Below are 16,967 nucleotides of genomic sequence, written 5' to 3' on the forward strand. Positions count from 1 at the left end.
GAGCGGCTCAGTTATTTGAGCGGCGGCTCCGGCCAGAAACCGAAGTCGCGGGGCAGGTCGTTCAGATCCGTGTCGAACACCGGGTCCCGCTTTTCCAGGAAGGCGGTGAAGCCGTCCTTGCCGTCCCAAAACTCATTGGCGCGGTAGATCATACTGGTTTCCACCGCATGGGCACGCATCGGATGCTCGAACGCAGGATTGCGCCACAGCATCTGCTTGGCCAGGGCCACCGATACCGGCGAGCTCTTGGCCACCAGTTTCAGGGCCAGCTCGCGGGCCGCGTCGAGCACCGATTCCTTGTCGTGGAGGCTGCGGAACAGGCCCGCCTCCAGGCCTTCCTCGGCGAGGAAGATATCGCCACTGTAGACCCACTCCAGGGCCTTGTGCATGGGCACCAGCCGGGGCAGGAACCAGGACGAACAGGCTTCCGGGGTGAGCCCGCGCTGGCTGAACACAAAGCCGATCTTGGCGCCGTGGGCGGCGAGCCGGAAATCCATCGGCAGGGTCATGGTGATACCGACGCCCACGGCGGCGCCGTTAAGAGCGCCGATCACCGGCTTGCGGCAATTGAAAATGGCCAGGGACACCTCGCCGCCGGAATCGCGGATGGTGTCCAGGGGCGGCGTTTCGCCCTCCGCGTGGTCGTAGCCGAACACATGGCCGCCGTCCTCCGGCTGCATTTCCATGCCAGCGCAAAAGGCGCGCCCGGCGCCGGTGACGATCAACGCGCGCACATCGTTGTCCCGGTCCGCCTCGCCGAAGGCGTGCACCAGTTCGTCCTTCATGCGCAGGGTAAAGGCGTTCAGCCGGTCCGGGCGGTTCAGGGTGATGGTGACGATGCCGTCCGCCAGATCGGTCTGGATGTGCTGGTAGTCCATGGGGGCTCCCCGGGTTGTTCCGTTATGCCGGGTCCAGGTGCTCGACCCGGACGGGAAAGGCCCTAGCATAGCGGGAAGGGAGGGTATCGAACATGGCGCGCCTGGGCGCCCCTGATGGGCGGGCCATAACCGATGACAGGCACGGTAAAGCCGGCGTTGCAAACCGGGACGGTGAATAATGCCGATCTTCCCGGGCCCCGCCTTCGTGCCACAACTTGGGCCCGACGGTATGCTGTGTGGCGCCCCTGTCCAATGAGTTGCAAATGAACGATCAGACCACCTCCGATTTCCCTTGGCATCTTCTGCGAAAAGTCATGCCGGTCGCCCTGGTGGCGATTGTGATTACCTTGCTGGTGTTCGAGGCCGGGCATGTGGATTTGCATGCCATCCAGCAACAGCTGGCCGCGATCGCGCCGCCCTGGCTGGCGGCGCTGGCCCTGGTGGGGTTGGCGGCGGTGGCGGCGGCGGCCACCTATGACGTGATCGCCGCCCGGGTGATCGGCTATGCCAGAACCACGCTGGCCGGGCTGCGGGTGGGCATGCTGGCCACCGGCATCAACAACGCCGTGAGCCTGTCCGGGCTGACCGGTTCGAGCCTGCGCGTGCTGCTGGTCACCGGCGACGGCGTGGGTTCCGCCCCGGCGTTGCGCTATGCGGGCATGGTGGCCACCGCCTCGCCGCTGGGCCTGTCCGTTCTGGCCTGGATTACGCTGATCGCACGGCCGGCGATTCTGGCCGCCACGCCGGTGCCCCAGTGGCTGATGCTGACGGCGCTGGCCGTGATCGCGTTGTATCTGCCGCTGTATCTGCTGCTGGCAATGACGTCGCTGTTGCGGATCGGCCGGCTGGCCACGCTGGAACGTCTGAGCGGGCCCCAGGCCGGTGCCTTCGTCGCCGCCTCGATACTGGAATGGCTGCTGGCGGCCACGGTGCTGTGGGGCGCGCTGTGGGTGCTCGGTGCCCAGCCGCCGCTGGCGGGGGTGCTGGCCGCGTTCGTGCTGGCGGCCACCCTGGGCATGTTGAGTTTTCTGCCCGGCGGCTTCGGCGTGTTCGATGCCACCCTCGCCGGGCTGCTGGTGGCCCAGGGCACCGATACCGAAACCGCGCTGGCGGCGCTGGTGCTCTATCGCGTGGCCTATTATCTGGTGCCATTGCTGGCGTCGCTGTTTCTGGGCGCCAATGCGCTGGCCAGCTCGAAGCTGGCCGCCAACCTGCGCCATCATCCGATTGTGTCGATTCTCGCCTGGCCGGTGGCCTGGGCGGTGGATCTGGGCATTCGCCTGCTGTCCGGACTGACGGCGGCGGCCGGTGTCGTGCGCTGGCCGGTGCCGCCTTTCCCAATCTGTTATCGCACAACCGCCTGTTGTCGCAGTGGCTGCCGCTGGCGGCGGTGGAGGCCAGCCATCTGGCCAGTGTGGTGATCGGGCTCAGCCTGATCGTGGCCGCGCGCGGGTTGTCGCTACGGCTGCGGCGGGCCCTGTGGCTGGCGGTGGGCCTGTTGATCGCCGGCGCGGTGTTCGGCCTGACCCGGGGGCTCGACTGGGGCACCAGTCTGCTGCTGGCGGTCATCGCGGTGTTGCTCTATGTCAGCCGTGGTTCGTTCGAGCGCCAGGGCAGTCTGTCGCGCCAGATCGGCGCCTGGCCCTGGACCATCGCACTGGTGCTGGCCCTGATGGGCTATCTGGTGCTGGGGCAGTCGTTCTATAAAGGCGGCTCACTCAACCCGCTGGTGTTTGGTGTCGACCTGCATTCCCCCCGTTTTCTGCGCGGCGCCTTCGTCGGCCTGATCAGCGTGATCGTGCTGGCGATCTGGACCTGGCCGCGCTGGGCCGCGCCGACGCTGGTGCTGCCCGGCGCCGCCGAGCTCGACGGGCTGGCCGCCTGGCTTGAAAGCCACGGCTCCAACGGCTATTCCCATCTGATGCTGCTGGGCGACAAGGCGATCCGCTATAGCGGCGACGAGCAAAACGCCATGATTGGCTATGCCAGCGTGCGCAACCGCCTGGTCGCCTTGTCCGACCCGGTGGGAGACGCGGCCGCGCGGCGGGCCGCGATCATGGATTTTCGGCGCCTGGCGGATGCCCAGCACTGCACGCCGGTGTTCTATCAGGTGGGCCCGGACGATCTGTCCGCCTATCTCGACAACGGCTTCGCGCTGTTCAAGCTGGGCGAGATCGCCCGTGTGAACCTGCGGGAATTCTCCATGCAGGGCAAACACAACAGCGACAAGCGCGGCGCGCTCAACCGCGCCGAGCGGCTGGGTCTGAGTTTCGAGATCCTCAAGCCGCCCTTCGACCAGGCCTTGCTCGACACCCTGGCGGCGGTGTCCGACGACTGGATGGGCGAAAAACCGGCCGAAAAAGCCTTCTCGCTGGGCTGTTTCGATCGCGACTATCTGCAGCGCGCGCCGATTGCCATCGTGCGCGACGCGGATCAGCGGCTGATCGCCTTTGCCAGCATTCTGCCCAGCTATGGGCACCGCGAGGAGTATTCAATCGACCTGATGCGGCATCTGGGCGATGCGCCCGGCGGCACCATGGATTTTCTGTTCGTGCGGCTTATGCAAAGCGCCCAGGCCGAGGGCTATCACTGGTTTTCCCTGGGCATGGCGCCGCTGTCCGGCGTCGGCGATACGCCCTGGGCACGGCCGGCGGAACAGCTTGCCCGGCTGGCGTTCGAGCACGGCAACCGCTTCCACAACTACAAGGGTCTGAAAGCGTTCAAGGACAAATGGCACCCCGAGTGGCAGTCGATGTATCTGGCCTATCCGCCGGACACACGGCTGTCCACGCTGCAGCTGGATATCGCCGCGCTTATCGCAGGCGGCTACCGGCGTATTCTCGGTCACGGTTGAGCGCTGCCTGCGCCCGGATTCGCGGTGCCGCTGGAAAGGCCGGGTTGTTCCCGTCAGGCCGGGTCCAGGTGCTCGACCCGGACGGGAAAGGCCCTAGCATAGCGGGAAGGGAGGGTATCGAACATGGCGCGCAGGGTGCGGTTGAGATGGGGCTGGTCGTAGAAGCCGGCGGCCAGGGCCAGATCGGTGAGGCTCATGCCGTCGCGCCACAGGGTCAGCGCCCGCTGACATTTGAGATGCAGCTGGAAACGCTTCAGGTTCACCCCCAGTTCTTCCCGGAACAGATGGCGGAAGCGGGACTCCGACAGCCCCACCGCCGCCGCCAGTTCGGCGCCGCCCACCTCGCCGTCGCCACGGCGCAGGCACAGGCAGGCGGCGCGGATACGCTCGTCCAGGGGGCGCGGTTCACCGGCTTCCAGGGCGGCGCGCAGGGCCAGGGCGCCGGCCGCCGACGGGGCCGCCACCAGAGCGTTCAGGGCGGCGGCCACCTCACCGTGGGCGGCCAGGGAAAACTCGCCGCCGGGCCCCTGCAGGCGCAGCGCCCGCCAGGCCCGGTGATCCGGGTCCAGGTGCAGCACCGCCACCGGCCCGTCGCTGCTCAATGCCTGCTCCACATCCGGCGCCGCCCACACCGCCTCGGCGGTGAGCCCGTGGCCGGCCAGCTGCACCCGGATCGGCGCGGTCAGCCCCACCAGCAGCGATGCCGCCACATGCCGGTGGGGCCGGTTGTGCAGGTGCGGCGCCAGCATGCACCAGCCACCTTCCCACAGATACAGGGGTGATCGGTGCACGCTCACGTCTCAGGAAGTTTTGCCGCCGTGACCCGGGGTGTGGCTCAGGCCCAGCTTGTACGGCAGCTCCAGGCTGACGAACACCGGCCCCACCAGCAGAAACACCAGGTCATCCAGGAAAGAGGGCTTCTTGCCTTCCACCTTGTGGCCCCAGACCTGCACCACCCAGGCACCCAGCCAGACCGCCAGGGCGCTCCAGCCCAGCGACAGGGCACTGCGGTCGACGGTGGTGATCAGCCACAGGGACACCAGCAGCCAGCCCAGCATCAGCAGCGACACGCCCAGGGACAGGCGCGCGTAGAAAGGCATGCAGGCCAGCGCCAGCAGGGTACCGCCATTGACCCAGTAGGCGGCGGCGCCCTCCAGGCCCAGCCACTGACCCACCGGGATCAGCCAGAACAGGCCCAGGGTGGCGACGAAGATGATCGGCACGCAAACAATATGCACCCACTGATTGACCGGGTGACGGTGGCTTTCGCCGTAGTCGGCGAGAAAGGTGGCGAGATCACGCATGGCACGCACTCCTTTTTGTTATTGGTCCAGTAACACTAGCGTGCCAATTCCAACCAAACTTGTACGAAGCGGTCAGGCGCGCCGGCTGGCATTGAGCGCGCGCAAAACCATGCGCCGGGTCAACAGCCCGACCAGGCGGCCGTGCTCGCCGTCGAGCACCGGATAGATCTTCGGCTTCTGCTTGACCATCATGCCGGCCACGTCCACCACCGAATCGTTCTCGCGCACGGTCAGCGGCTGGTCGTGCATCAGCTCCTCCACCCGCGGCGAGCCCTCCTGGTGGTAGCTGGCCACCAGCAGGCGGCGCAGGCAGTCCTGCTCGGAAACGAAGCCGATCACCCGGCGCTCGCCGTCCACCACCGGCAGGCCGCTGAAGCGGCTCTGCAGCAGGGTGGCCACCACCGAGGTCAGCTCGGTGCCCTCCTGGATCGCCAGGGGGTGGCTCACCATCAAATCCTTCACCAGCAATGAAGCCATCCCGTTTCTCCTCACCTTTATGCGTACCGTTGCGAAGACTGGTCTCTCCGCGAAGACAGGTTCCTCCGCAACGACTATAGCACCCGGACCGTGGCGCTGGCGCGCCCCGGATGACGCCCGGCACCCCGGCCCATACAATGTCCGCAAACCAAGGCAAAGGACGCAGCATGGGGTTTTCCTGGACCCGGGCGCCACGGGATGTGCTTGAAGCGCTCCGGTCGTTCTACGGTATCACCGACACCACCACCTTCAATCTGGCCGGCAACGGCCTGGCCCTGCTGGTCGGGGTGCTGCTGTTCGTGCTGCTGGCCAAGGGCAGCCAGCGCGCCCGGGGCGGCCTGCTGGCGCTGCACGCCCGGGTGCTGCAACTGGGCAGCGAGCGGCGCTGGCTGTGGAACCTGAGCCGTCTGGTGGCGGGCCTGGCGCCGCTGCTGCCGTGGCTGATCCTGGCCCTGGCCATCGCCCTGGTGGAGCCGCTGCTGGGGGCTTCCGAGTCCACCCGCTGGCTGGTGCGGGCGCTGCCGGTGGCCAAGCTGTATGTGCTGTTCGGCCTGCAACGATTGGTGGGTGAGTGGCTGATTCTGCGCGTGGCCCAGGGCGCCGGCCATTACATGCAGGGCGACCAGGCGGAACAGGCGGAGCGCCGCGCCCGCCGCCTGTCGCTGGTGCTGTTGCTGCCCTGGGCCCTGTTCCTGGTGGTCGCCCAGGTGCGTCCGGAGGGCCCGGTGCACGGCGCTCTGGCGGCGTTGGTGGCGCTGTCCCTGTACGCCGCCGTGGGGCGCTTGCTGGCGCCCCGGGCGGAGGACTATGTGCTGTGCCTGCAGAGCATCCTGCCCTCGCGGCTGGACCCGATTGCCGAGACGCTGCTGCGCCGGGGCCTGTTCCACTGGACCGCGCCCCTTTTGCTGCCGGTGGCGCTGGTGTATTTCGCCACCCGCTACCTGGACCGGCTGTTCGCCGGCTTCGACACCTATCTGCGCCTCAAGGCCCGCTGGTTCCGGCTGCGCAACCGGAGCGAGGACGATGAAGACGGCGAGGTGGACGACAGCCAGGCGGCCCGGGACTACCAGCGCTGGTTCGCCGCCGAACTGCCCGACGACGAGTCGGCGCCCTTTATCGACACCGGCCTGCTGGAGGCCATGGGCAAGTCGATCCGCCGCTGGCGGGAGGACCGCACCGACGAGAACACCCTGCTGGTGGCCGGCGAAAAGGGCGCCGGCAAGAGCCTGGCCGCCGGGCGCCTGGTGGCGGGCCTGGCCAAGGACGATCCGCAGCTGCGCGTGGTGTCCCTGCGGGTGCCACCGAAAACCGTGTCGCCGGAGGCGCTCACCGAACTGATCGCCGAGGCGCTGGGGGAGGATCTGACCGAGGGCCCGGCCAGCCTGGTCAAGGCCGACGCCGACCGGCCGCCCACCCTGCTGGTGCTGGACGAATGCCAGAACGTGTTCCTGTCACGGATCGGCGGCCTGGACGGTTGGCGCACCCTGCTGCGCCTTACCAATGCCCGTCTCGACAATCTGTTCTGGCTGATCCTGCTCAACAACCAGAGCTGGGCCTATCTGTGCAATGTGTTCGGCCGCGAGTATCAGTTCCGCAATGCCCTCAAGGTGAAACGCTGGAGCCCGGCGGAGATTCGCTCGCTGATTCTGTCGCGCCATCACCGCAGCGGGCTGCGGCTGCGCTACGACGAGGTGCTGCTGTCGTCCCGGGGACCGGACGCGGGCAATGTGCGGAACGCGGAGCAGCGCTATTTCAGCCTGCTGTGGGACGCCTGCCGGGGCAATCCGATGACCGCCCTGAAACTGTGGCAGACCTCGGTGAAGGTGAGCCGGCGGGAAGTGCTGGTGGGACTGCCGTCGCTGCCGCCCAGCTCCGCCATGGACAAGGCCGGCGAGAACCTGCTGTTCGTGTACGCCGCCATCGCCACCCACGAGAACCTGTCCGGCGACGAAATCCAGACGGTTACCCACCTTTCCGAAAACGTGGTGCGCTACGCGCTCAAGGCCGGCTTCGACGCGGGCTTTATCCGCGCCAGCGAGGAAGATGGCCGCTACCGTCTGGTGCCGCTGTGGTACCACGCCATGATCACTCACCTGAACAGGAAGAACCTGCTCCATGAATGAAAGCGGTGATCTGGTCAGCGATCTGGCCACGGTGCTGGATCTGTTCGATGTTTCCGTGCTGGCGCTGCTGGCCCTGGGCGGCGTTTGCCTGTGGGCGCTGAACTGGGGCATCCAGCACCTGGGGCATTCGCTGATGGACCGAGTGCCAGCGCGGCGCTTTCTGATCCTTCAGCTGACCACCCTGATCGGCTTCGCCATCTACACCCTGGGCACCGGCGCTTTGATTCTGGGGGTGCTCAACCCGCCCCGGGAGTTCATTCTGGCCGCCGCCGGCTCCATCGCCGTGGCCCTGGGCTTCGCCCTCAAGGACGTGGCCGCGTCCCTGGTGGCCGGCCTGCTGTTGCTGTTCGACCGGCCGTTTCAGGTGGGTGACCGGGTCACCTTCGACGATACTTATGGCGAGATCGTGTCCATCGGGCTGCGGGCGGTGCGCGTGCAAACCCTGGACGACAATCTGGTGACCATCCCCAACTCCCGCTTCATCACCGACGTGGTGGCCTCCGGCAACAGCGGTGAGCTGGACATGATGGTGGTGACGGATTTCCACGTGGGCCTGGACGCGGACCTGCAGGCGGCCCGGGACATTATCGAGGAGGTGATCGTCACCAGCCGCTATGCGTTTCTGAAAAAGCCGGTGACCTTCGCCATCGAGGAGGTGGCGGTGGCGGAATACCTGGCCGTGCGTCTGCGCGCCAAGGCCTATGTGCTCGACGTGCGCTACGAAAAAGCGTTCCAGAGTGATGTGGTGCTGCGGGTAACCGGTCTGTTCCGGGAGCGGGGCATTGCCCGCCCCCGGGAATTGCGAGGGGAAAGCGCCTAGGCGGCGTCGGCCAGCTCCGGGCGGCCGAGCATGGCGGCCAGCTTTTTCAAAGCCTGCTGGCGAACCGCGCGGCTGTCCTTTTTCTCCGGGTGGAAGCCCGGCTTGTAATAGGACACGTAGGAGCGGCCCAGGCGACGCAGCCAGCCCGGTTTGCCGAGCAGCCAGTTAACGCCGTTGGCCACCGAGCGCAGGTCGGCCTTGTCGTCCATGCCCTGGCGCAGGGTGATGTAGTGGTAGATGGTGAAGCCGATGAATTCCACCGTGGTGAAGGCCATCTCCGAGGTGCGCACCCAGTAGCTGTCCACCTGGTCGCGGTAGACATCGAAGGCCACCGCCTTGTGCTCGCTCTCCTCGATGGCGTGCCACAGCCACAGCGGCACCATGCGCTCGTCCATGCCTTCCAGAAACTCCGGCTCTTCCAGCATCAGCTCGGCGAGCATGGCGGTGAAGTGCTCCAGGGCGCAGGTCTTGGCCAGTTGCCGCTCCGGCGAAAATTTCTTGGCGATCCACTTCAGGCCTTCATGGACCTGGTCGTGCACCTTGCGGGTGGGCACGCCCTTGTTTTCCATGAATTCGTTGAAGTGTTCATGCTCGTTGCCGTGGTGCGCTTCCTGGCCGATAAAACCCTTTACCCGTTCGCGCAGGTCCGGGTCGGTGATGTTCTTCTGGTAGTGACGCACGGAGCGCACGAAGAAACGCTCACCTTCCGGGAAGGTGCAGGACAGGGCGGTCAGCAGCAAGGTCTTGAACTGATCGCCACCGAACCAGTAACGCGGCATCTCCGGGTCGAAGGAGAAATCCATCCGACGCGGCTGGATCTCACTCTTGTTAGTGCGTCGAACCGGGGCTTGAGCATTCATGGCGGCACCTTTCTGAAACAGCGATTCATATAACAGCGATTGATATGCCCGCAATATGCGTCCTCGGCCAGCGCCGGGCCAGTGCAAGTCGCGCCATTTTCGGGCGCCAACACGGCCCGCGCGGCCCGGCGGGCATCACGCCGTTTCGCCATCCGGCCGGATTCCATAGGCCAGGGTATAGAGCACCGGCACCACGATCAGGGTGAGCACGGTGGCGAACCCCAGGCCGAACATGATCACCGCCGCCATGGATTTGAAGAACGCATCGAACAACAACGGCACCATGCCGAGAATGGTGGTTACCGCCGCCATGCACACCGGCCGCACCCGGGTCACGGAGGCATGAATCACCGCGTCCAGCGGCGCATTGCCAGCGTCGCTTTCCAGTTTGATCTGTTCCACCAGCACGATGCCGTTTTTCACCAGCATGCCACTCAAACTGAGAAAGCCGAGCAACGCCATGAAACTGAACGGCGCGTTGAACACCAGCAAACCGATGGTGACGCCGATGATCGCCAGCGGCACCGTGGCCCAGATCACCAACGGCTGGCGCAGGCTGTCGAACAGCAGAATGGTGATGATGAACATCAGCAGGTACCCCATCGGCACGCTGGCGAACACCGCCGCCTGGGCATCCTTGGTAAGTTCGTATTCGCCACCCCAGCTCAGCTCATAGCCCCTCGGCAACGGCAGCGCCTCGATCTCGGGACGGATGCGCCGCAATACCTGGTCGCCGGTTTCATCGCCGAGGATATCCGGCTCGGCCTGCACGGTGAGGGTGCGCTTGCGGTCACGGCGCATGATCAGGCCATCCTCCAGCTCCGTTTCGAAGCCGGACACCAATTGCCGGATGGCGATGTAATCCTCGAACACCCGGGACCAGACCTGCACCTGATTCAGGTTATCGGCGCCCAGACGTTCATCCGCCGGCGGCCGCGCCATGATCGGCAGCAAATCCGCGCCGTCCCGGTACAGCCCCACCTGCACGCCGGAAAAGTTCATCGCCAGGGCCTGTTCCAGGTCATCCCGGGTGACGCCGGTACGGCGCGCCTCGGCCTGCTCGAAGCGCGGCACGATCACCTTCTCCCGTTCCCGCCAATCATGGCGAATCGCTTGCAGGCCCGGGTCCCGGTGCATGATCTCCTTCACCTTTACCGCCAGGCCGCGCAGCACGTCCGGGTCCGGCCCGGACAGGCGCGCCTCGATGGTGGCGCTGGCGGTGGGGCCGATCATCAGGCGTTTCATTTTGATAAAAGCGGACGGGTGGGTTTCCGGCAACCGCTCCTGGAGCCCGGCGATCACGCCGTCGATGTTGTCCCGTTCATCCACCTTCACGATCAACTGGGCATAGGACGGGTAACGGCGCTCGGGAAAATACGGCAGCATGAAACGCTGGGCGCCCTGGCCGATGGTGCTGGTCACCGAGGTGACATGGTCGGTTTCCAGCAGGGACGCTTCCAGTTTCTCCACCCCTTCGCGGGTGGCGCGGATATCGCTGCCCTGGGGCAGCCAGTAGTCGAGCAGGAAGATCGGCGTGTTGGAGGGCGGGAAAAACGACTGTTTCACCAGCCCGAAGCCGACCACCGCCGCCACCAGCAGCACGCACATGAACACCAGGGTCAGCACCCGATGATGAATCGAGCGGTGCAACATTCCCCGATAGATTTGAAAGAAGCGGCCCTTATAGGGATCTTCGCCGGCGTCGTCGCCCTCTTCAGCCGCCCGGTCGGCGGAGAACAGCAGGTTGGCGAAAAACGGCGTCAGCGTAATCGCCACCACCCAGCTCAACAGCAGCGACACCAGCAGCACCCAGAACAGGCTGTTGGTGAATTCCCCGGAGGCGTCACTGGACAGCCCGATGGGCGCGAACGCGGTAATCGCGATCACGGTGGCGCCGAGCAACGGCCAGGCGGTCTGGCGGACGATCTCCGCCGCCGCCGCCACCTTGGTGAGACCCCGTTTCATGCCCACCAGAATGCCCTCGGTGATAACGATGGCGTTGTCCACCAGCATACCCAGGGCGATGATCAGCGCGCCCAGGGAAATGCGCTGCAGCTCGATGCCCATGATCGCCATGGCGATAAAGGTGCCAAAGATAGTGAGCAACAGAATGCCGCCCATCAGCACCCCGGAGCGCAGGCCCATGAACAGCAGCAACACGCCGATGACGATCATCACCGCCTGACCCAGGTTCCACAGGAAGGCGCTTACCGAGGCGTCCACTTCGGCGGGCTGATCGTACACCGTGGACAGCTCCATGCCGGCGGGCTGCCGGTAGGACAGCTGGTCCAGGCGGTCGCGCACCCGCGTGCCCACGTCCACCACGTTAACCCCGGGCGCGAAGGAGATGCCCAGGGTCAGCGCCGGCTTGCCGGCGTGCCGGTAAAGATGGTCCGGGACCTCCCGGTAGCCGCGCTTGATCTCCGCCACGTCGCTCAGATACACCAGCTGTTCGGCGCCGGGGTCGGAGATCAGCAGGTCACCCAGGCTTTCCACCGAGGTGAAGGCGCCATCCGGAGCGATCCGGATGCGCTCGTCACCGACCCGCACCAGGCCGGCGGGATTGACCTGATTCTGGGTGCCCAACAGGGAAAAAATCCGATCCGGGCTGATGCCCAGATTGGCCAGGCGGTTGCGCGAAAGGTCGATAAAAACCTGTTCCTGGCGCTGGCCGGCGATCTGCACCCGGCCCACGCCGTCGACCAGCACCAGCTCCCGGGTCAGCACGTCCGCGTAGTTCTTCAGGTCCTGGTAGCTGTAGCCGTCGCCGGTGAGCGCCAGCATGATGCCGTAGACATCGCCAAAATCATCCAGCACCTGGATGCCGCCGGCCCCCGGCGGCAATTGCGACTGGATGTCGTGGGTCTTGCGGCGCAGCTCGTCCCAGATCTGCTTGAGGTCCTTTTCCCGATAGATCGGTTTCATTTCCACGGTGATCTGGGACAGCCCCGCGCTGGATATGGAAGTGACATAGTCCACGTAGGGCAGCGTCTGGATTTCCTTCTCCACCGCCAGCGTGACTTCCTCCTCCACCTCCAGGGCGGACGCCCCCGGGTAGGGGGTATTGACCAGCGCGGTCTTCAAGGTGAATTCCGGGTCTTCCAACTGCCCCAGCCGGGTGAAACTGACCAGGCCACCGACCAGCAACACCACCGCGAACAACCAGCTGACGACCCGATGCCGGACCGCGTATTCGGCGATACTCATCACAGACCCCGCTCACGGGTCAGTTCTCGCACCGCCTGCCCCTCCTCCAGGCGGTGCACGCCGGCGCTCACCACCTGGTCGCCGACCTTCAAGCCATCGACGATTTCCACACCGGAGCCGGAGATCTCGCCCAGGGTCACGGTTTCCGCATGGACGGTGCCGGCCTCCTGGTCCAAGCGCCAGACCCAGGCGCCTTCCTGGCCATCCTGATTGAACACGGCGGCCACCGGTATGCGGAGCCGGGACCGTTGTTCGCCGTTCAGCTGGTCCTTGCCGACCCGCACTTCCGCGCTCATTCCCGGCAGCACCGACAGATCCTCGGGCACCGGCAGCGTGACCACCACGAAGTAAGCCTGGGTGGCCCCGGAGCGGGCCTCATGCTCCCGGTAGACGGCGGGGAAACGCCGCTCCGGCAGGGCCGGGAAAATCACCTCCGCCTGGAAGCTCTGGTCCAGCGGCGCCGCCCGGGCGATAAAGCTCTGCGGAACGGAGAAGCGCACATCGATGGTGGCGCTGCTCTGCAGGTGGATGACCGTTTCCCGGGCCTGTACGAATTGATGGTTTTCCTGTTCGGTGCTCGCCACCACGCCATCGTAGGGCGCCACCAGGCGGGTGTAGGACAGGTTGTCCCGGGCCAGCTTGTAGGCCGAACGGGCCTGTTGATAGCGGCTGGACAGGCGGTCCAGTTCGGACTCGGCGATCACCCCCCGTTCCGCCAGCGCCTGCCCGCGCCGGTAGTTTTTTTCCGCCAGTTCCGCGTCCGCCTGGCTGCGATCCAGTTCATTCTGGAAATCCCGGGGGTCCAGGCGGGCCAGCAGCTGCCCTTTCTTGACCTGCTCGCCATCCTTCACCGGCAGTTCCACCAGCTCGCCGGAAACGCGAAACGCCAGTTGCGAGCGTTCCGTGGCCATCACCCGGCCGGGAAAGCTGCGCCCGCCATCCTCGCCACGGTCCACGGTGGCCAGCTTCACCGGTACCGGCCCGGCCTTTTCCCGAGGCGGCGGCTCGCCGCAGCCGGCCAGCGCCAGCACCGCCAAAGCAACACTCCCGATTGCCCCGATCACCCTGCTCATCAATACCTTCCTTCTTATTACGGCCCACACCGACTGCGTGGCGAATTAACAGAACCAGGCAGTACAATAAATCGAAGAATGGTCGAGGACAAGCCGGAAGGGCCTGCGCCAGAGCCCATGCGGCCATTGAAAACCGGAAAAACAGGGGCCAGGGACAGGGCCCGTCAGCGGCAAACCCAGCGCGCACAATGAAAAAGGCCGGCGAAGCGCCGGCCGGGAAGGTAGGGGGTGAGACGGACTCAGTCGCCCAGGTGGGCGGACAGCATCCAGGCCGCCTTTTCGTGGATCTCGATACGGTCACTGGCGATGGCGGCGGACCCTTCGTCCTCGTGCTGGCCGGCCAGTTTCAGCACCTTGTTGGCGCGCTCCGCCACGGTCCGGTGGTCCTCGGTCAGGGTTCTGAGCATCTCGGTGGCGTCCGGATCGCCTTCCGCGTCCTTGACCGTGGACAGCTTGGCGTAGGCCGCGTAGCTGCCCGGCGCCTTGCTGCCCAGAGCGCGGATACGCTCGGCGATAGTGTCCACCGCCGTGGCCAGCTCGGTGTATTGCTGCTCGAACAACAGGTGCAGGCTGTGGAACATGGGGCCGGTCACGTTCCAATGATAATTGTGGGTTTTCAGGTACAGGGTGTAGCTTTCGGCCAGCAGCTTGCTCAACTCGTCGGCCACTTCCTTACTGTGCTCGATCATGGCGGTACCTCCTTGAAGAGTTGGAAGGGGGCCTCCATTGAAGGCCTCCGTTATCAGGTTATACAAGATCATGGGGGCCAGGGCAGCGGATCGGAACCCGGGCCGGGACTATCGCCTCGATAACTTTACAACATGACGGGCACCGGCAATGATGCGCCCTTCCCGATGCACAAAAGCCGACCTACAGGCGTTTATCAACCAGGAGCAGGCATTGACCTCAAACCCGGCCACCACGGTGCCCGACTATTCGCCGGTGGAGGAACTCCTCAACAGCCTCACCCATGGCATCGGCCTGGTGCTCAGCATCGTCGGCACCATTGTTCTGGTGGTGTCCGCCAGCCGGCTGGGCGATCCCTGGAAGATCGTCAGCTTCAGCGTGTTCGGCGCCACCCTGGCGCTGCTCTACGGGGCCAGCATGCTCTACCACGCCAGCCGCGCGCCGCGCAGCCGGGCGATCTACAAGATGCTCGACCACTGCGCCATCTTCGCGCTGATCGCCGGCACCTACACCCCGTTCCTGCTGGTCAATATGCGCGGCCCGGTGGGCTGGACCCTGTTCGGTGTGATCTGGGGCCTGGCGGCCACCGGCATCGTTCTGAAACTGGTGTTCGGCAATCGCTACAAGCTGGCCCGGGTGGGCATCTACCTGGCCATGGGCTGGCTGGTGCTGTTCGCCTCCGGTGAACTGGTGGACAGCATCGACGCCCAGGGCTTCTGGCTGATCGTCGCCGGCGGCGTCACCTACACCGCCGGCGTGGTGTTCTACCTGGCCGACCGCCTCCCCTACAACCACGCCATTTGGCACCTGTTCGTGGTGGGCGGCAGCGCCTGCCATTTCGCCGCCGTCTACCTCAGCGTCCTGCCGGCCTGAGCCGGCCCCCGGGGCGGACGCGGTCCTGGCTTGCCCTTTCATTATATAAATACATATAATATTTTTTCGTTAAACGACCTCTTTCATCGCCGAGCACCGCCATGACCGACCTTACCGCCACGCCGCTCACGGACGCCGACCTGGCCGCCCTGCGCGACGGCGCCGGCGCCGCCTGCGGCTTCCTGCGCGCGCTCGCCCATGAAGACCGCCTGTTGCTGCTGTGCCAGCTCAGCCAGGGTGAGTGCTCGGTGCAGGAGCTTGAAGCCCGGGTCGGCCTGGGCCAGCCGAGCCTGTCCCAGCAGCTCGGCGTGCTGCGCCGCCAGGGGCTGGTGGCCAGCCGGGCGGAGGGCCGCCGGCGCCTGTACCGGGTGGCCGACGCCCGGGTGCTGGCCCTGCTGCAAACCCTGCACAGCCTGTTTTGTCCTGATCAGGAGAGCTGACAATGACCGTGGATTGGAGTGCTTTCACCCCCGGCACCGCCCTGGCCGGCGGCCTGATGATCGGCGCGGCCGCCTCCGCCCTGTGGCTGCTGGTGGGCCGGATCGCCGGCATCAGCGGCATTCTCGGCGGGGTACTGAAACCGGTGTCCGGGGATCTGGGCTGGCGGCTGGCGTTTGTCGCCGGCCTGCTGGTCTCCCCCTGGCTTTACCGCCTGGTCGCCGGACCGGCGCCCCTGGAAGTAAACGCCTCCACCCCGATGCTGATCATCGCCGGCCTGCTGGTGGGCTACGGCACCCGGCTGGGCTCCGGCTGCACCAGCGGCCACGGCGTGTGCGGCCTGTCGCGGCTGTCGCCGCGCTCGCTGGTGGCGACGCTGCTGTTCATGGGCACCGGCTTCGTCACCGTCTACATCACACGGCATCTGTTGGGAGGTCTGTCATGAACCGCTTGGTGGCGTTTCTGGTGGGGTTGGTGTTCGGTCTCGGGCTGCTGGTCTCGCAGCTGGCCAACCCGGCCAAGGTGCTGGCGTTTCTCGATCTGGCCGGTGCCTGGGACCCGTCCCTGGCGCTGGTGATGGGCGGCGCCGTGGTGGTGGGCCTGGTGGCCTTTACCCTGTCGCGGCGCTGGCGGCGGTCGCTGCTGGGCGAGCCCATGCGGCGCCCGGAGGCCAACCGCGCGGACCGGCCGCTGGTGATCGGCGCGCTGCTGTTCGGCGCCGGCTGGGGGCTGGCCGGCTTCTGCCCGGGCCCGGCCCTGGTGGCGGCCGGCGCCGGCCATGGCCAGGCGCTGCTGTTCGTGGCCGCCATGCTGGCGGGGATGGGGTTGTTCCGCCTGACCCGGGGCTGACGCCCCGGAGCGTTACAGCAACGCCTCGATGTCGTCGGCGATCTTTTCCGGTTTGTCCTTGGGTGCGTAACGCCGCACCACCTGGCCATCCCGGTCCACCAGAAACTTGGTGAAGTTCCATTTGATGGCTTCGGTACCCAGCACCCCGGGGGCTTCCGCCTTGAGGAAACGGAACAGGGGGTGGGCGTGATCGCCGTTCACGTCGATCTTGTCGAACATGGGGAAGCCGACGCCGTAATTCTTTTCGCAGAAGGCGCCGATCTCGCCGGCGTCGCCGGGTTCCTGATGACCGAACTGATTGCAGGGAAAGCCCAGAATTTCCAGGCCGCGATCGGAGAAGTTGCCGTACAGCTTCTGCAGGCCCTGATACTGGGGCGTGAAACCACATTTGCTGGCGGTGTTGACGATCAACAATACCTTGCCCCGGAAATCGGCGAGGCTTTTTTCCTCGCCGTCCAGGGTGCGGGCCTGAAAGTCGTAGATGCTCATGGGGCGCCTCCCTCCTGAAGGTTGAACGGCGCCCC

The 16,967-nt window shown here is 66.0% G+C and carries 17 protein-coding genes; 8 read left to right on the plus strand and 9 right to left on the minus strand.

Annotated elements, in window-relative coordinates:
• Positions 1–11: 11 nt before the first annotated feature.
• Positions 12–878 carry a crotonase/enoyl-CoA hydratase family protein gene (locus FGS76_RS14925; protein WP_138773436.1) on the minus strand — a complete coding sequence of 289 codons (867 nt, stop codon included), beginning with the start codon at positions 876–878 and terminating at the stop codon, positions 12–14.
• 263 nt (positions 879–1,141) lie between these two features.
• Between FGS76_RS14925 and FGS76_RS14935 the strand changes: the two genes are divergently transcribed.
• Both FGS76_RS14935 and FGS76_RS14940 read left to right on the plus strand, forming a co-directional pair.
• Positions 1,142–2,299 (plus strand): lysylphosphatidylglycerol synthase domain-containing protein, encoded by a 1,158-nt coding sequence (locus FGS76_RS14935; protein ID WP_138773437.1) that lies wholly within the window; start codon positions 1,142–1,144, stop codon positions 2,297–2,299.
• Entirely contained in the window at positions 2,242–3,732 is a 1,491-nt protein-coding gene (locus tag FGS76_RS14940; protein WP_138773438.1) for a phosphatidylglycerol lysyltransferase domain-containing protein, read from the plus strand. Before FGS76_RS14935 ends, FGS76_RS14940 begins: the two co-directional genes overlap by 58 nt.
• A gap of 53 nt (positions 3,733–3,785) precedes the next feature.
• Here the strand turns inward: FGS76_RS14940 and FGS76_RS19805 are convergent, their stop codons facing one another.
• From FGS76_RS19805 to FGS76_RS14955, 3 genes are all read right to left on the minus strand, one after another.
• A complete protein-coding gene (locus FGS76_RS19805; protein ID WP_276607936.1) occupies positions 3,786–4,523 on the minus strand; it encodes a helix-turn-helix domain-containing protein in 738 nt (245 codons plus the stop codon).
• Between the two features lie 9 nt (positions 4,524–4,532).
• The gene (locus FGS76_RS14950; RefSeq protein WP_138773439.1) at positions 4,533–5,036 is read right to left on the minus strand and encodes an Mpo1 family 2-hydroxy fatty acid dioxygenase; all 504 of its coding nucleotides are present in this window, start codon (positions 5,034–5,036) and stop codon (positions 4,533–4,535) included.
• Between the two features lie 72 nt (positions 5,037–5,108).
• The gene (locus FGS76_RS14955) at positions 5,109–5,513 is read right to left on the minus strand and encodes a CBS domain-containing protein (protein WP_138773440.1); all 405 of its coding nucleotides are present in this window, start codon (positions 5,511–5,513) and stop codon (positions 5,109–5,111) included.
• Positions 5,514–5,680: 167 nt separating this feature from the next.
• Between FGS76_RS14955 and FGS76_RS14960 the strand changes: the two genes are divergently transcribed.
• Positions 5,681–7,636: an ATP-binding protein gene (locus FGS76_RS14960; RefSeq protein WP_138773441.1), complete on the plus strand. Its 1,956-nt coding sequence runs from the start codon at positions 5,681–5,683 to the stop codon at positions 7,634–7,636.
• Positions 7,629–8,456, plus strand: a complete 828-nt coding sequence (locus FGS76_RS14965) for a mechanosensitive ion channel family protein (RefSeq protein WP_138773442.1) — start codon at positions 7,629–7,631, stop codon at positions 8,454–8,456. Before FGS76_RS14960 ends, FGS76_RS14965 begins: the two co-directional genes overlap by 8 nt.
• On the opposite strand, the gene FGS76_RS14970 is transcribed toward FGS76_RS14965, so the two are convergent.
• The 4 genes from FGS76_RS14970 to FGS76_RS14985 form a co-directional block, all read right to left on the minus strand.
• Positions 8,453–9,259: a metal-dependent hydrolase gene (locus FGS76_RS14970; protein WP_240692554.1), complete on the minus strand. Its 807-nt coding sequence runs from the start codon at positions 9,257–9,259 to the stop codon at positions 8,453–8,455. The two genes, FGS76_RS14965 and FGS76_RS14970, sit on opposite strands and share 4 nt — an antisense overlap.
• Positions 9,260–9,451: 192 nt before the next feature.
• Positions 9,452–12,523: an efflux RND transporter permease subunit gene (locus FGS76_RS14975; protein WP_138773444.1), complete on the minus strand. Its 3,072-nt coding sequence runs from the start codon at positions 12,521–12,523 to the stop codon at positions 9,452–9,454.
• A complete protein-coding gene (locus FGS76_RS14980; protein WP_138773445.1) occupies positions 12,523–13,596 on the minus strand; it encodes an efflux RND transporter periplasmic adaptor subunit in 1,074 nt (357 codons plus the stop codon). Before FGS76_RS14980 ends, FGS76_RS14975 begins: the two co-directional genes overlap by 1 nt.
• A gap of 239 nt (positions 13,597–13,835) precedes the next feature.
• Positions 13,836–14,285, minus strand: a complete 450-nt coding sequence (locus tag FGS76_RS14985) for a Dps family protein (protein WP_138773446.1) — start codon at positions 14,283–14,285, stop codon at positions 13,836–13,838.
• 211 nt (positions 14,286–14,496) lie between these two features.
• Between FGS76_RS14985 and trhA the strand changes: the two genes are divergently transcribed.
• The 4 genes from trhA to FGS76_RS15005 all read left to right on the plus strand — a co-directional run bounded on the left by trhA (position 14,497) and on the right by FGS76_RS15005 (position 16,443).
• Positions 14,497–15,156, plus strand: a complete 660-nt coding sequence (gene trhA, locus FGS76_RS14990) for a PAQR family membrane homeostasis protein TrhA (RefSeq protein WP_240692555.1) — start codon at positions 14,497–14,499, stop codon at positions 15,154–15,156.
• A 101-nt stretch (positions 15,157–15,257) separates the two neighbouring features.
• A complete protein-coding gene (locus tag FGS76_RS14995; protein WP_138773447.1) occupies positions 15,258–15,596 on the plus strand; it encodes an ArsR/SmtB family transcription factor in 339 nt (112 codons plus the stop codon).
• Between the two features lie 2 nt (positions 15,597–15,598).
• Positions 15,599–16,039, plus strand: a complete 441-nt coding sequence (locus FGS76_RS15000; RefSeq protein ID WP_138773448.1) for a YeeE/YedE family protein — start codon at positions 15,599–15,601, stop codon at positions 16,037–16,039.
• Entirely contained in the window at positions 16,036–16,443 is a 408-nt protein-coding gene (locus FGS76_RS15005) for a DUF6691 family protein (protein WP_138773449.1), read from the plus strand. The genes FGS76_RS15000 and FGS76_RS15005 overlap by 4 nt, the downstream gene beginning before the upstream one ends.
• A gap of 12 nt (positions 16,444–16,455) precedes the next feature.
• On the opposite strand, the gene FGS76_RS15010 is transcribed toward FGS76_RS15005, so the two are convergent.
• Positions 16,456–16,932 carry a glutathione peroxidase gene (locus FGS76_RS15010; protein WP_138773450.1) on the minus strand — a complete coding sequence of 159 codons (477 nt, stop codon included), beginning with the start codon at positions 16,930–16,932 and terminating at the stop codon, positions 16,456–16,458.
• Between the last annotated feature and the right edge of the window lie 35 nt (positions 16,933–16,967).

This window comes from Alloalcanivorax gelatiniphagus, from assembly GCF_005938655.1.
Lineage (GTDB): Bacteria > Pseudomonadota > Gammaproteobacteria > Pseudomonadales > Alcanivoracaceae > Alloalcanivorax > Alloalcanivorax gelatiniphagus.